Raw genomic sequence first — 14271 nt, forward strand, 5'->3', positions numbered from 1 at the left:
TTAGCGGTCCACGTCGGCCATAACGAAGTCGATACTACCCAGGTACGCGATCAGGTCCGCGACCATGCTGCCTTTGATCACCGAAGGGATCTGCTGCAGGTGGGCGAAGCTCGGAGTGCGGATCCGGGTACGGTAGCTCATGGTGCCGCCGTCGCTCGTCAGGTAATAACTGTTGATGCCCTTGGTCGCTTCGATCATCTGGAAGGATTCGTTGGCCGGCATGACCGGGCCCCACGAAACCTGCAGGAAGTGCGTGATCAGGGTTTCGATGTGCTGCAGCGTGCGCTCTTTCGGCGGCGGCGTGGTCAGCGGGTGATCCGCCTTGTACGGGCCTTCCGGCATGTTGCGCAGGCACTGGTCGATGATGCGCACGCTCTGGCGCATCTCTTCCACGCGCACCATGCAGCGGTCGTAGGCGTCGCCGTTGGCGGCCAGCGGCACGTCGAACTCGAAGTTCTCGTAGCCGGAGTACGGACGCGCCTTACGCAGGTCGAAGTCGCAGCCGGTGGAACGCAGGCCCGCACCGGTGACGCCCCATTCCAGGGCCTCTTTGGTGTTGTACTGGGCAACGCCGATGGTACGGCCCTTGAGGATGCTGTTCTGCAGGGCGGCCTTGGTGTACTCGTCGAGGCGCTTGGGCAGCCATTCGACGAAGTCGCGCACCAGTTTGTCCCAGCCGCGCGGCAGGTCGTGGGCGACGCCGCCGATGCGGTACCAGGCCGGGTGCAGACGGAAGCCGGTGATGGCTTCGATCACGGTGTAGGCGCGCTGGCGGTCGGTGAAGGTGAAGAACACCGGGGTCATCGCACCGACGTCCTGGATGTAGGTGCCCAGGAACAGCAGGTGGCTGGTGATCCGGAAGAACTCGGCCATCATGATGCGGATGACGTCGACCTTCTCCGGCACCTTGATGCCGGCCAGTTTCTCGACCGAGAGCACGTACGGCAGGTTGTTCATCACGCCGCCGAGGTAGTCGATGCGGTCGGTGTACGGGATGTAGCTGTGCCAGGACTGGCGCTCGCCCATCTTCTCGGCGCCGCGGTGGTGGTAGCCGATGTCCGGCACGCAGTCGACGATCTCTTCGCCGTCCAGCTGCAGGATGATGCGGAACGCACCGTGGGCCGAAGGGTGGTTCGGGCCGAGGTTGAGGAACATGTAGTCCTCGTTCGGGCCGGAACGCTTCATGCCCCAGTCTTCAGGACGGAAGCGCGCGGCCTCTTCCTCGAGCTGCTGCTTGGCCAGGTTCAGGCTGAACGGATCGAATTCGGTGGCGCGGGCAGGGAAGTCCTTGCGCAGCGGGTGACCTTCCCAGGTCGGCGGCATCATGATGCGCGACAGGTGAGGGTGGCCTTTGAAGTCGATGCCGTACATGTCCCAGACTTCACGCTCGTACCAGTTCGCGTTCGGCCAGATGCCGGTGACGCTTGGCAGGCTGAGGTCGCTCTCGGACAAGGCAACCTTGATCATCACGTCACTATTACGTTCCAGCGACATGAGGTGGTAGAACACGGTGAATTCGGCGCCGTCCGGCAGCCCTTGACGCTTGGTGCGCAGGCGCTCGTCCACACCGTGCAGGTCATAGAGCATGACGTACGGCTTGGGCAGGTTACGCAGGAAGGTCAGGACTTCGACGAGCCTGGCGCGGGCCACCCACAGCACCGGCATGCCGGTGCGGGTCGGCTGGGCGGTGAAGGCTTCGGCGCCAAAGCGGTTGTTCAGTTCGACGACCACATCCTGGTCGTCTGCCTTGTAGGGCGGGATGTACAGAGCACTGCCTGTAGTCATGGTTATTTTTTCGCTTTCGGTCAACGTAAAGAATGAAGCCAGCTTCTCGTTTCTATGCAGAACAGATCTGGATCAGACTTCGTCAGGGCTGCGCAGGTTGGTTACCTGAATGCGCTGTTCGCGGCGCTGTTCCTTTTGCGAAGGCATGTCGGCGCGATAGACGCCTTGATCGCCAACGACCCAGGAAAGTGGGCGACGCTCCTGGCCAATCGATTCCTGCAGCAGCATCAGGCCTTGCAGGAACGCTTCCGGACGGGGCGGGCAGCCAGGCACGTAAACGTCCACCGGCAGGAACTTGTCCACCCCTTGAACCACGGAGTAGATGTCGTACATGCCACCGGAGTTTGCGCACGAACCCATGGAGATAACCCACTTCGGCTCGAGCATTTGCTCGTAGAGACGCTGGATGATCGGCGCCATCTTGATGAAGCAGGTACCGGCGATAACCATGAAGTCCGCCTGACGCGGTGATGCCCGGATGACTTCGGCGCCGAAGCGGGCGATGTCGTGGGGCGCCGTGAAGGCGGTGGTCATTTCCACGTAGCAGCACGACAGGCCGAAGTTGTACGGCCACAGGGAGTTCTTACGTCCCCAGTTGACCGCGCCGCTCAGCACGTCTTCCAGCTTGCCCATGAAAATGTTTTTGTGGACCTGATCCTCTAACGGATCGGCGACGGTTTCCCGTTTGCCGATCGGGTACTGCTCGTTAGGCGCATCGGGGTCGATTCGGGTGAGATTGTATTGCATTGCCAAAGCCTCATTGTTTCAGCTTCGCCTGCCGCTTACGACGAGCTTCCGGAGCCCAGTCAAGGGCGCCCACTCGAAATAGGTAGACAAGACCTGCCAACAGAATTGCTATGAAAACGAGAGCTTCGACGAATCCGGTCCAGCCGCTTTCGCGGACGGACACAGACCATGCAAAGAGAAAGAGGGCTTCGATATCGAAGATCACGAACAGCATCGCGACCAGATAGAATTTGGCTGAGAGCCGCAGGCGGGCGCCACCGGTGGGCAGCATGCCGGACTCGAACGGTTCGTTTTTGCTGCGACCCCAGGCTTTTGACCCGAGGAGGCTGGATACGCCGAGCATGAAGGCGCACAGGCCGACGACACCCAGAAGGAAAATGGCAAAGCCCCAGTTGTGGGCCATGAGTCCGGTCGCTTCGGGCATGCTGGTAATCCTTAACAGAGAGCAAGGGTCTCTGAGCTTGATAAAGAAATAAGGCAGTGACGATATGTCGCAGCAATCAATCCCGCTGATTTTATGGCTAAACACCCTGCAAGTAAAATTCCTATAGCGAAATTATTTATTGGAATAAGGACATAGCGCGCCTCGAATGCCCCGCAGCCCGCGGGTTGCGGGCATTAGCCCGGATTGCGTCAATGATGTTTTGTGAGGGATGTAACGAACATAGTTGCGGCTAAATGATAATTAATATCGTTTGGAGTGGGTTTGTTACTTTTTGGCGGTGCGGCAGTTGGGAAGTTGTCTTATATCTGCGTTACTGCAAGTAGCGGCGGCGCCTGTTTTAGCCGGTTTTTCTGCTGCCGGCACTGCGCTGGATCAAGGTTCGCGCAGAGAGGTTGCGGGAGGGGCGGTGTCTTGGTCGAGGGCATCGCCGGCAGGCTGGCTCCTGCAGCGATCCCGGGTGGCTCCGGAATCCGCGGCGTTCGTTGGATAACGGGCAAAAAAAACGCCCCGAACCGGTCGGGGCGTCAGTTGTGCGGCTTGGCGGTTAGGTTTCTGTACGATCCGCCAGGGCCGTTCGCTCAGGCGAAGTCGATCAGTGGAACTGCTCTTCTTCGGTCGAACCGGTCAGTGCGGTCACGGACGAGGTGCCGCCCTGGATCACGGTGGTCATGTCGTCGAAGTAGCCGGTGCCCACTTCCTGCTGGTGAGCCACGAAGGTGTAGCCCTTGGCGGCGTCGGCGAATTCCTGCTCCTGCAGCTTCACGTAGGCGGTCATGTCGTTGCGGGCGTAGTCGTGCGCCAGGTTGAACATGCTGTGCCACATGTTGTGGATGCCGGCCAGGGTGATGAACTGGTGCTTGTAGCCCATGGCGGACAGTTCGCGCTGGAACTTGGCGATGGTCGCGTCGTCCAGGTTTTTCTTCCAGTTGAAGGAAGGCGAGCAGTTGTACGACAGCAGTTGGTCCGGGTATTCCTTCTTGATCGCTTCGGCGAAGCGGCGGGCCTCTTCCAGATCCGGTTTGGCGGTTTCGCACCAGATCAGGTCGGCGTACGGCGCGTAGGCCAGGCCGCGGGCGATGGCTTGATCGAGGCCGGCGCGAACCTTGTAGAAACCTTCCTGGGTGCGCTCGCCGGTCACGAACGGCTGGTCGTACGGGTCGCAGTCCGAAGTCAGCAGGTCGGCGGCGTTGGCGTCGGTACGGGCCAGGATGATGGTCGGGGTGCCGGCGACGTCAGCGGCCAGACGGGCAGCGACGAGCTTCTGCACGGCTTCCTGGGTCGGAACCAGTACCTTGCCGCCCATGTGGCCGCATTTCTTCACGGAAGCCAGTTGGTCTTCGAAGTGAACGCCGGCGGCGCCTGCCTCGATCATGCTCTTCATCAGCTCGTAGGCGTTCAGGACGCCGCCGAAACCGGCTTCGGCGTCAGCCACGATCGGTGCGAAGTAGTCGATGTAGCCGTCGTCGCCCGGGTTCTTGCCGGCTTTCCACTGGATCTGGTCGGCGCGGCGGAAGGCGTTGTTGATGCGCTTGACCACGGTCGGCACCGAGTCCACCGGGTACAGCGACTGGTCAGGGTACATCGATTCGGCGGAGTTGTTGTCCGCAGCCACTTGCCAGCCGGACAGGTAGATCGCCTGGATGCCGGCCTTGACTTGTTGCACGGCCTGGCCGCCGGTCAGGGCGCCCATGCAGTTGACGAAATCTTTCTCAGGACGGAAGGCCGGCTTGGCACCCTGGGTCACCAGGTTCCACAGCTTCTCGGCGCCCATTTTCGCGAAGGTGTGCTCAGGTTGGACCGAGCCACGCAGACGGACGACGTCAGCAGCGGAGTAAGTGCGAGTCACGCCTTTCCAGCGCGGGTTTTCAGCCCAGTCTTTTTCAAGGGCTGCAATTTGCTGTTCGCGTGTCAGTGCCATGGAGATAAACCTCGTCGCGTCTTTATGAAAAGTTGTTCTGCGGTGGAAAATTCCTGCGCTCGCTGACCAGAGGTCCGGGTGGTCAAGTCGGGTTCGGCGGGATGGCGACGGGATGAACGACGGGCTCGAGGGGAGAGTGAGCAGGTAAAGGCGAACTGGCGGGCGCAGTCGGGGCGTCGTGGGCCTTTCCTGCGGGCTGCAGCGTGATGCCGGGTTACCTAAAAACGCTTCCGTCCCTCGGGACAACTTCGTTCCAGTCGCAACCTCGTCAAACACACCTTGTGGGCGGTACAGACACGAAACGGTTCGCGGGGTAGGTGCGAACATCGCTTCGAAGGCCCTTGCCAGGGCCTCTGATTAGCGGGAGCGAGGCCATCATGCCTTCGCTTTTTTGGCCCGTCAAACGTTTTGTAGTGCTTTTTTTCAAGCACTACATCTTTCGTCTAATACGACTGTACGGTCAGTTTTCGGGGCTTCAGTCCAGGCTGTCGACTTTCACCCGCAAGGTCATGTCATCCCGGCCTTGAGTCGAGTAGCTGCGGGTCAGGCCCTGTTTGTCGGCCTGGGTCTGGCGATTCACGCCCGCCAGGGTGATCCACTCTCCGAGGCGTCCGGTGACGGTTGTGTCGGTGCTTTGCACGTTCACTACATCGGGACGTTCCTGGCTCATGCGGTCACGGTTGGTACTGATGGCCAGGTGAACGATGTCGCCGGTGACGCTGGCGGTGACATAGAAGCCCTGGGTGACGTTGCGGTACTGGGTCTGGCTGCTGTAGCCGCCCCAGGAGTCGCTCTGGCTGCTGGTGATCGGCACGCTCTGGCCGACCTGGATCAGCGCCGGCATGCCTTCGCTGGCCTGTACCTGCTGGACGCCGCCGTCGCGGCTGGCGGTGCTGCGGCTGATGATGCGGGTCTGGTTCGGTTGGGCGCCGTTGACCGAGTAGCCTTCGTCGCCGCGGCCGTTGTTCTCGTTGGTGTCGACGGTGATCAGCAGGCGCTTGGGCGCGGTGTCGAGTTGCGTCAGCAGATCCTTGAGTTCCTGGATCTTGCCGGGCTCGGCCTTGACGATCAACTGGTTGCCGTAGGCGCTGACCTGGCCGTCCTTGCCTATGAAGTCCTGCGCCATGGGCAGCATGTCGGCGCTGGTGCGGTACTTGAGGGGAACGATTTCTGTGGCTGCCATCGCCGACAGGCTGCAGCCGAGCAGCAGGGTGGCGAGCAGGGTGCGTAGGGACATGTCCGTTATCTCCGCTTTCGAAAGGCTTGATATTGCCACTTTGTCGGCCCGGGGTGGGGCAAGTTGAATCCCGGACGGCAAAACGCCCCGGCATCCGGAGATGGCGGGGCGTTCGCGAGGGTTGTGGCGAAGGAGCAAGCTCTCTCGTCACAGGGCTCAGGCCGAATGGCGGACCATGTCGACATGGGGAATCCCGGCCTCGAGGAACTCCTCGCTGACCAGGTGGAACCCCAGGCGCTCGTAGAACGGCGTCGCCTGAACCTGGGCGCTGAGCATCTGCTGCTTGAGCCCCCGCGCTTCGGCTTCGGCGATCACCGCCTGCATCAGCGCATCGCCGACCTTCAGGCCGCGCCAGTCCTTGAGCACCGACACCCGGCCGATGTGCCCGTCGGGCAGAAGGCGGGCGGTGCCGATGGGGAAGTCGCCTTCGAACGCCAGGAAATGCACGGCGGTGGCGTCATCGGCGTCCCATTCCAGCTCCGGCGGCACCGATTGCTCGGCGATGAACACGGTTTCGCGGATGCGCCGGATCTCGGCGTTGTCCTTTTGCCAGTCTGCGACATGCACGCGAATCTTATTCATCGTCGGCGAACCCCAGGCTGCCTTGCTTGACCAGTTCGTACAGCAGGCCGCGGCCGTCCTCGTCGTCCATCCACTCGCCGAGGTTGTCGATGTGCAGCGCATCGGCGGCGCAGATCATCTTCAGCAGCTCGCGCAGCTTGCCCGGCAGGTAGCGGCTCTGGCCGCTGGCGAACAGCAGCAGGTCGTCGTCGACTTCGGACCAGGCCAGGCGGGCGCTCGGGTTGCGGATCAGCACCGCGCCGTCTTCCAGGGCGCCGAGGAAGTCGTCTTCCGCGACTTCTTCCAGGCCGACCACCAGTTCCGGATAGCGCGGCTCGGTCATGTACTGGCCGAACCAGGTCAGCAGCAGGCGTTCGTCGCCCATGTGCTCGGCCAGCAGGGACTTGAGGCGGTCGAGCGCGTCGTGCTGGATCTGGTGCGGATCGCTGACCGGCTTGGCGTCGGCGTCGGTGTAGCGCTCTTCGTCCGGCAGGAACTGGCTCAGGAAGTCGGTGAAGTGGGTCAGCACTTCGGCGGCGCTCGGCGCGCGGAAGCCGACCGAGTAGGTCATGCAGTCGTCCACGGCAACACCGCAGTGGGCCAGGCGCGGCGGCAGGTAGAGCATGTCGCCCGGTTCCAGCACCCACTCGTCGGTCTGTTCGAATTCGGCGAGGATGCGCAGGTCCGCATGCTGCAGCAGCGGGCTTTCGGAGTCGCACATCTGGCCGATCTTCCAGTTGCGCTTGCCGTGGCCCTGCAGCAGGAACACGTCGTAGTTGTCGAAGTGCGGGCCGACGCTGCCGCCCGGGGCCGCGAAGCTGATCATCACGTCGTCGACGCGCCAGCTCGGCAGGAAGCGGAAGTTCTCCAGCAGTTCGCTGACTTCCGGCACGAACTGGTCGACCGCCTGCACCAGCAAGGTCCACTCGCGCTCAGGCAGCTTGGTGAACTCGTCCTCGGCGAACGGGCCGCGACGCAGCTCCCACGGGCGCTCGCCGTGTTCGATGACCAGGCGCGATTCGACTTCTTCTTCGAGGGCCAGGCCGGCCAGCTCGTCAGGATCGATCGGGCTTTCGAAGTCAGGCATCGCCTGACGGATCAGCAACGGTTTTTTCTGCCAGTAGTCGCGCATGAACTCGCGCGCCGTGAGGCCGCCCAGAAGTTGAAGAGGAGTATCTGGATTCATATGTAACCTATTGAAAAAAAGCACTTTTCAGACGGGAATAAAAACGCCCGGCGCGGCCGGGCGTCTCAAACGGTTCAAGCGGTCGATCAGATGCGCTTGGCTTGCGCCACGGCGTTGCCGATGTAGCTGGCCGGCGTCAGGCGCTTGAGCTCTGCCTTCGCTTCGGCCGGCATGTCGAGGCCGTCGATGAAGGTCTGCAGCGCTTCAGGGCTGATGCCCTTGCCGCGGGTCAGTTCCTTCAGTTTTTCGTACGGGTTCTCGATGTTGTAGCGGCGCATGACGGTCTGGACCGGTTCGGCCAGCACTTCCCAGCAGGCGTCCAGGTCTTCGGCGATCTTCTGTGCGTTCAGTTCCAGCTTGCTGATGCCTTTGAGGCTCGCTTCGTACGCGATCACGCTGTGGGCGAAGCCCACGCCGAGGTTGCGCAGCACGGTGGAGTCGGTCAGGTCGCGCTGCCAGCGGGAGATCGGCAGTTTGCTCGCCAGGTGCTGGAACAGCGCGTTGGCGATGCCCAGGTTGCCTTCGGAGTTTTCGAAGTCGATCGGGTTGACCTTGTGCGGCATGGTCGACGAACCGATTTCGCCGGCGATGGTGCGCTGCTTGAAGTAACCCAGGGAGATGTAGCCCCAGATGTCACGGTCGAAGTCGATCAGGATGGTGTTGAAGCGCGCAATGGCGTCGAACAGCTCGGCGATGTAGTCGTGCGGCTCGATCTGCGTGGTGTACGGGTTGAAGGCCAGGCCCAGCTCGTCTTCGATGAAGGCGCGGGCGTTGGCTTCCCAGTCGACCTGCGGGTAGGCCGACAGGTGGGCGTTGTAGTTGCCCACGGCGCCGTTGATCTTGCCCAGCAGCGGAACGGCCGCCACCTGAGCGATCTGGCGCTCCAGGCGGTAGACCACGTTCGCCAGCTCTTTGCCCAGGGTGGTCGGCGAGGCCGGCTGACCGTGGGTGCGCGACAGCATCGGCACGTCGGCGAAGCGCTGGGCCAGTTCGCGGATGGCGTTGGCGGTCTGGCGCATCAGCGGCAGCATCACGTCGTCACGGCCTTCGCGCAGCATCAGGGCGTGGGACAGGTTGTTGATGTCTTCGCTGGTGCAGGCGAAGTGGATGAATTCGCTGACCTTGGCCAGCTCCGGCAGCTTGGCCGCCTGCTCCTTGAGCAGGTATTCGATCGCCTTGACGTCGTGGTTGGTGGTGCGTTCGATCTCTTTGACGCGCTCGGCGTGCTCCAGCGAGAAGTTTTCGGCCAGTTCGTTCAGAACGGCGTTGGCCTCGGCGGAGAAGGCCGGCACTTCCGGGATGCCGGCGTGGGCGGCCAGGCGCTGGAGCCAGCGCACTTCGACCAGGACGCGGGCGCGGATCAGGCCGTACTCGCTGAAAATGGGGCGCAGGGCCTGGGTTTTGCCGGCGTAGCGGCCGTCTACAGGGGAAACCGCAGTGAGCGAAGAGAGCTGCATGGGGTGTTCTCGGACAGTCGGGCAACGAAATGGGGCGCGTATCATACATGAAAACATCCGCCGATCCGTCACCAACTGACCGGCGTATTACGCGTTACAGGCTACAAAGCAATTGTCGCGGGTCGGTTCACTCGCTGCGCATCAGCGGATACAGCTCTTTGAGCAGCTTGCGGCGGCTGATCACCAGTTGCCAGCGGTGGCCGCCGAGCTGGCGCCACAGGCGCGCCGAGCGGATGCCGGCCAGCAGCAGGGCGCGGATCTTCGAGGCGTTGCTCGGCTGCTGCAGGTTGCGCATGTCGCCGTGCACCTGGATCCGTTGGCGCAGGGTGCTCAGGGTGTCCTGGTACAGCGCGCCGCACGCGGCGATCACGTTTTCGTGGGCCGGGCCGAAATGCTCGACCTGGGACTGGATCTGCGGCAGGCGCTTGCCGATGGTGTCGAGCATGTCGTCGCGCTTGGCCAGTTGTCGCTCCAGACCCAGCATCGATAGGGCGTAGCGCAACGGCTCGCGCTGCAGGGTGCTCGGGTCGCGCTCGAGGGCGCCGATCAGGGCGCGGTAACCGTCGCGCAGGTTGATGTCGTCGCCGCCGTAGACGTCCAGCGTGTCCTTGGGGTCGCGCACCAGCAGGCTGCCGAGCATGCAGGTCAGGCCGGCCTCGTTGGTCTGGCCGGTCTTGGCGATCCGGTCGACCAGCACGGCGGCGAGAAACACGCCGCCCAACGCCGTCAGTTGTTCCTGGATCGGGCTCATGCCTGGCCGCTCCACGGCTCGGCGACTTCGATCACGCCCCCGCCGAGGCAGACCTCACCGTCGTAGAACACCACCGACTGGCCCGGCGTGACGGCGCGCTGCGGCTCGTCGAACACGGCGCGGTAGCCGGTGGCGGTCTGCTCCAGGGTGCAGGCCTGGTCGCTCTGGCGGTAGCGCACCTTGGCGGTCAGGCGGCGCGGCTGGCTCAGGTCGACAGGGTTGACCCAGTAGATCTCGGAGGCGAGCAGGGCGCCGGAGAACAGCCACGGGTGGTTGTTGCCCTGGCCGACGATCAGTTCGTTGTGCTCCAGGTCCTTGCGCAGCACGTACCACGGCTCGTCGCCGGCGTCCTTCAGGCCGCCGATGCCCAGGCCCTGGCGCTGGCCGATGGTGTGGTACATCAGGCCGTGGTGACGGCCGATGACTTCGCCTTCGGTGGTCTTGATCTCACCGGGCTGGGCCGGCAGGTACTGCTTGAGGAAGTCGCTGAAGCGGCGTTCGCCGATGAAGCAGATCCCGGTGGAGTCCTTCTTCTTGGCGGTGGCCAGTTCGTATTTTTCCGCGATGGCGCGCACTTCGGGCTTTTCCAGTTCGCCGACCGGGAACAGGGTCTTGGCGATCTGTTCGCCGCCGACGGCGTGCAGGAAGTAGCTTTGGTCCTTGTTCGGATCCAGGCCCTTGAGCAGTTCGGTGCGGCCGTCGATATCGCGGCGGCGCACGTAGTGGCCGGTGGCGATCAGGTCGGCGCCCAGGCTCATGGCGTAGTCGAGGAACGCCTTGAACTTGATTTCGCGGTTGCACAGGATGTCCGGGTTCGGCGTGCGGCCGGCCTTGTATTCGGCCAGGAAGTGCTCGAACACGTTGTCCCAGTACTCGGCGGCGAAGTTGGCGGTGTGCAGCTTGATGCCGATCTTGTCGCACACGGCCTGGGCGTCCGCCAGGTCGTCCATCGCGGTGCAGTACTCGGTTCCGTCGTCTTCTTCCCAGTTCTTCATGAACAGGCCTTCCACCTCAAAGCCCTGCTCGATCAGCAGGAGAGCGGAAACGGAAGAGTCCACGCCGCCGGACATGCCGACAATGACGCGCTTCTTGGATGTGTCAGAAGGGGCTGGATCACGCATAGGGATTCAATGAGTGTCTTGAAAAAGGACGCGATTCTAACAGGCTCACGGCCTCAAGGCTAAAGGGAAGGGCGGATCAGTTCGAGGCCGAAGCGATTGCCGGCCAGGTAATCGTCGATGCAGCGGATGATCAGATCGCTGCGCCAGTGTTCGCGCTGCTCCAATAATTCGTCGCGGGTCAGCCACTTGGCGCCGACGATGCCGTCGTCCAGCCGGCGGTCGGGGTGATGCTTCAGGGGGTTTGCGCTGAAGCAGACGCGCTGGTACGTCACGCCGTTGCTCGGGGCTGTGTACAGGTAAATGCCGATCACCGCGGAGGGCTCGACGTCCCAGCCGGTTTCCTCAAGGGTTTCGCGGATGGCGGCTTCGATCAGGGTCTCGTCCGGATCCAGGTGGCCGGCGGGCTGGTTGAGCACGTTGCGGCCGGCCTTGTGCTCTTCGACCATCAGGAAGCGGCCGTTGTCCTCGACGATGGTGGCGACGGTGATGTGGGGTTGCCAGGCCATGGGTCTTCCTCGATTCTCAAAACCTGAAACACTATCCCTGTGGGAGCTGGCAAGCCAGCTCCCACAGGGTTTTGTGTGCTCTCCAGAAACGGAAACCCCGGCGCTGGGCCGGGGTTTCTTTACCGTGCTACAACCTTACGCCAGTGCAGCGATGGCTGCGTTGAGCGTGGCGCTCGGGCGCATGGCCTTGCTGATCAGCTCGGCGTCGGCGTGGTAGTAGCCGCCGATGTCCACGGGCTTGCCCTGAACGGCGTTGAGCTCGGCGACGATAGTCGCTTCGTTCTCGGTCAGGGTCTTGGCCAGAGGCGCGAACTGCGCTTGCAGCGCGGCGTCTTCGGTCTGGGCGGCCAGGGCCTGGGCCCAGTACAGCGCCAAGTAGAAGTGGCTGCCGCGGTTGTCGATGTTGCCGACCTTGCGCGATGGCGACTTGTTGTTGTCCAGGAACTGGCCGGTGGCCTGGTCCAGGGTCTTGGCCAGCACCAGCGCCTTCGGGTTGCCGTAGTTCACGCCCAGGTGCTCCAGGGACGCGGCCAGGGCCAGGAATTCACCCAGCGAGTCCCAGCGCAGGAAGTTCTCTTCCAGCAGTTGCTGCACGTGCTTCGGAGCCGAACCGCCGGCGCCGGTCTCGAACAGGCCGCCGCCGTTCATCAGCGGCACGATCGACAGCATCTTGGCGCTGGTGCCCAGTTCCATGATCGGGAACAGGTCGGTCAGGTAGTCGCGCAGCACGTTGCCGGTCACCGAGATGGTGTCCTTGCCTTCGCGGGTGCGCTGCAGGGTGGCCTTCATCGCCTCGACCGGGGCCATGATCTGGATGTCCAGACCGGCGGTGTCGTGGTCTTTCAGGTAGGCCTGAACCTTCTCGATCACCACGCCGTCGTGGGCGCGCATCGGGTCGAGCCAGAAGATCGCCGGGGTGGCGCTGGCGCGGGCACGGTTGACGGCCAGCTTGACCCAGTCCTGGATCGGCGCGTCTTTGGTCTGGCACATGCGGAAGATGTCGCCGGCTTCGACAGCCTGCTCCATCAGCAGGGTGCCCTTGCTGTCGGTCACGCGGACGACGCCGTCGGCCTTGATCTGGAAGGTCTTGTCGTGGGAACCGTACTCTTCGGCCTTCTTGGCCATCAGGCCGACGTTCGGCACGCTGCCCATGGTGGTCGGGTCGAAGGCGCCGTTGGCTTTGCAGTCTTCGATCACGGCCTGGTAGATGGTCGCGTAGCAGCGGTCCGGGATCACGGCCTTGGTGTCGTGCAACTGGCCGTCGGTGCCCCACATCTTGCCGGAGTCACGGATCATGGCCGGCATCGAGGCGTCGACGATCACGTCGCTCGGCACGTGCAGGTTGGTGATGCCCTTGTCGGAGTTGACCATCGCCAGTGCCGGACGAACGGCGTAGACCGCCTGGATGTCGGCTTCGATGGCGGCTTGCTGCTCGGCCGGCAGGGTCTTGATGCGGGCGTACAGGTCGCCGATGCCGTTGTTCAGGTTGAAGCCGATCTGCGCCAGCACGTCGGCGTGCTTGGCCAGGGCGTCCTTGTAGAACTCGGCGACGATCTGGCCGAACATGATCGGGTCGGAGACCTTCATCATGGTGGCCTTGAGGTGAACCGACAGCAGCACGCCTTGGGCCTTGGCGCTTTCGATCTCGGCGGCGATGAAGGCGCGCAGGGCGTTCTTGCTCATCACGGCGCAGTCGAGGATCTCGCCGGCCTGGACGGTGGTCTTCTCTTTCAGGACGGTGGCGGTGCCGTCCTTGGCGATCAGTTCGATCTTCACCGCGTCGGCGGCTTCGATCAGGGCGGCCTTCTCGCTGCCGTAGAAGTCACCGGCGCTCATGTGGGCGACGTGGGACTTGGAGTCCTTGGCCCAGGCGCCCATCTTGTGCGGGTGCTTGCGCGCGTAGTTCTTGACCGACAGCGGAGCGCGGCGGTCGGAGTTGCCTTCGCGCAGAACCGGGTTCACGGCGCTGCCCTTGACCTTGTCGTAACGCGCCTTGGCGTCTTTTTCGGCGTCGGTGGCCGGGGTTTCCGAGTAGTCCGGCAGGTTGTAGCCCTGGGCCTGCAGCTCTTTGATGGCGGCCTGCAGTTGCGGTACCGAAGCGCTGATGTTCGGCAGCTTGATGATGTTGGCTTCAGGCGTGACCGCCAGTTCGCCCAGTTCGGCGAGGTGGTCGGCTACGGCTTTGTCGCCCAGTTGCTCGGGGAAGCTGGCCAGGATGCGCCCTGCAAGGGAGATGTCGCGGGTCTCGACGGCGATGTCGGCCGAAGCGGTGTAGGCCTCGATGATCGGCAGCAGGGAGTAGGTGGCGAGGGCTGGAGCTTCGTCGGTGAAGGTATAGATGATCTTCGAGCGGGTGGGCATATTCGGATTAACTCTCTCTTCTTTGCTAAAGCGTGCGCAGAAACTCGAGGGGCGCCGGGTAAGCGCGTTCGTTCAAAGTCATCCATGAACCGAGTGTCGAGGTTTCTTCGCGGTGATGTTGGGTGCATCAGTAGAGCGTCATGCGGTCAGGCTGCGGTATCAGCCCGGCCAAATCAGGCGGAAAGTCTCGTCGTAG

At 63.0% G+C, this 14271-nt stretch carries 12 protein-coding genes; all 12 read right to left on the reverse strand.

The genetic code is table 11. The features are described from left to right. A complete protein-coding gene (gene nuoC, locus KVG96_RS07465) occupies window positions 1–1785 on the reverse strand; it encodes an NADH-quinone oxidoreductase subunit C/D (protein ID WP_217891430.1) in 1785 nt (594 codons plus the stop codon). 72 nt (window positions 1786–1857) lie between these two features. Beyond that, complete coding sequence (locus tag KVG96_RS07470) at window positions 1858–2532, reverse strand: NuoB/complex I 20 kDa subunit family protein (RefSeq protein ID WP_085579803.1); 675 nt, start codon at window positions 2530–2532, stop codon at window positions 1858–1860. Window positions 2533–2542: 10 nt separating this feature from the next. After that, window positions 2543–2956, reverse strand: coding sequence for an NADH-quinone oxidoreductase subunit A (locus tag KVG96_RS07475; RefSeq protein ID WP_003223812.1), 414 nt, complete (start codon window positions 2954–2956; stop codon window positions 2543–2545). A gap of 613 nt (window positions 2957–3569) precedes the next feature. Beyond that, a complete protein-coding gene (aceA, locus tag KVG96_RS07480; protein WP_085579805.1) occupies window positions 3570–4895 on the reverse strand; it encodes an isocitrate lyase in 1326 nt (441 codons plus the stop codon). Between the two features lie 475 nt (window positions 4896–5370). Further along, on the reverse strand, window positions 5371–6132 hold the full coding sequence (locus tag KVG96_RS07485) for a secretin N-terminal domain-containing protein (RefSeq protein ID WP_217891431.1): 762 nt from the start codon (window positions 6130–6132) through the stop codon (window positions 5371–5373). A 156-nt stretch (window positions 6133–6288) separates the two neighbouring features. After that, window positions 6289–6714 (reverse strand): GNAT family N-acetyltransferase, encoded by a 426-nt coding sequence (locus KVG96_RS07490; RefSeq protein WP_217891432.1) that lies wholly within the window; start codon window positions 6712–6714, stop codon window positions 6289–6291. Then, window positions 6707–7879, reverse strand: coding sequence for a ribosomal protein uL16 3-hydroxylase (locus tag KVG96_RS07495; RefSeq protein WP_085579811.1), 1173 nt, complete (start codon window positions 7877–7879; stop codon window positions 6707–6709). Before KVG96_RS07495 ends, KVG96_RS07490 begins: the two co-directional genes overlap by 8 nt. An 86-nt stretch (window positions 7880–7965) precedes the next feature. Next, window positions 7966–9336: an adenylosuccinate lyase gene (gene purB / locus KVG96_RS07500; protein WP_217891433.1), complete on the reverse strand. Its 1371-nt coding sequence runs from the start codon at window positions 9334–9336 to the stop codon at window positions 7966–7968. A 127-nt stretch (window positions 9337–9463) separates the two neighbouring features. Continuing rightward, window positions 9464–10087 (reverse strand): high frequency lysogenization protein HflD, encoded by a 624-nt coding sequence (gene hflD, locus KVG96_RS07505; protein WP_217891434.1) that lies wholly within the window; start codon window positions 10085–10087, stop codon window positions 9464–9466. Next, entirely contained in the window at window positions 10084–11208 is a 1125-nt protein-coding gene (gene mnmA, locus KVG96_RS07510) for a tRNA 2-thiouridine(34) synthase MnmA (RefSeq protein WP_217891435.1), read from the reverse strand. Before mnmA ends, hflD begins: the two co-directional genes overlap by 4 nt. 59 nt (window positions 11209–11267) lie before the next feature. After that, window positions 11268–11714 (reverse strand): NUDIX hydrolase, encoded by a 447-nt coding sequence (locus tag KVG96_RS07515; RefSeq protein WP_217891436.1) that lies wholly within the window; start codon window positions 11712–11714, stop codon window positions 11268–11270. Window positions 11715–11849: 135 nt separating this feature from the next. Beyond that, the gene (locus KVG96_RS07520) at window positions 11850–14075 is read right to left on the reverse strand and encodes an NADP-dependent isocitrate dehydrogenase (RefSeq protein WP_217891437.1); all 2226 of its coding nucleotides are present in this window, start codon (window positions 14073–14075) and stop codon (window positions 11850–11852) included. Window positions 14076–14271: the final 196 nt, after the last annotated feature.

The organism is Pseudomonas ekonensis, from assembly GCF_019145435.1.
GTDB lineage: Bacteria > Pseudomonadota > Gammaproteobacteria > Pseudomonadales > Pseudomonadaceae > Aquipseudomonas > Aquipseudomonas ekonensis.

Excerpts from the sequence above, each read along its gene's own strand:
- nuoC (WP_217891430.1), bottom strand. The coding sequence starts at position 1,785 with ATGACTACAGGCAGTGCTCTGTACATCCCGCCCTACAAGGCAGACGAC.
- KVG96_RS07470 (WP_085579803.1), bottom strand. The coding sequence starts at position 2,532 with ATGCAATACAATCTCACCCGAATCGACCCCGATGCGCCTAACGAGCAG.
- KVG96_RS07475 (WP_003223812.1), bottom strand. The coding sequence starts at position 2,956 with ATGCCCGAAGCGACCGGACTCATGGCCCACAACTGGGGCTTTGCCATT.
- aceA (WP_085579805.1), bottom strand. The coding sequence starts at position 4,895 with ATGGCACTGACACGCGAACAGCAAATTGCAGCCCTTGAAAAAGACTGG.
- KVG96_RS07485 (WP_217891431.1), bottom strand. The coding sequence starts at position 6,132 with ATGTCCCTACGCACCCTGCTCGCCACCCTGCTGCTCGGCTGCAGCCTG.
- KVG96_RS07490 (WP_217891432.1), bottom strand. The coding sequence starts at position 6,714 with ATGAATAAGATTCGCGTGCATGTCGCAGACTGGCAAAAGGACAACGCC.
- KVG96_RS07495 (WP_085579811.1), bottom strand. The coding sequence starts at position 7,879 with ATGAATCCAGATACTCCTCTTCAACTTCTGGGCGGCCTCACGGCGCGC.
- purB (WP_217891433.1), bottom strand. The coding sequence starts at position 9,336 with ATGCAGCTCTCTTCGCTCACTGCGGTTTCCCCTGTAGACGGCCGCTAC.
- hflD (WP_217891434.1), bottom strand. The coding sequence starts at position 10,087 with ATGAGCCCGATCCAGGAACAACTGACGGCGTTGGGCGGCGTGTTTCTC.
- mnmA (WP_217891435.1), bottom strand. The coding sequence starts at position 11,208 with ATGCGTGATCCAGCCCCTTCTGACACATCCAAGAAGCGCGTCATTGTC.
- KVG96_RS07515 (WP_217891436.1), bottom strand. The coding sequence starts at position 11,714 with ATGGCCTGGCAACCCCACATCACCGTCGCCACCATCGTCGAGGACAAC.
- KVG96_RS07520 (WP_217891437.1), bottom strand. The coding sequence starts at position 14,075 with ATGCCCACCCGCTCGAAGATCATCTATACCTTCACCGACGAAGCTCCA.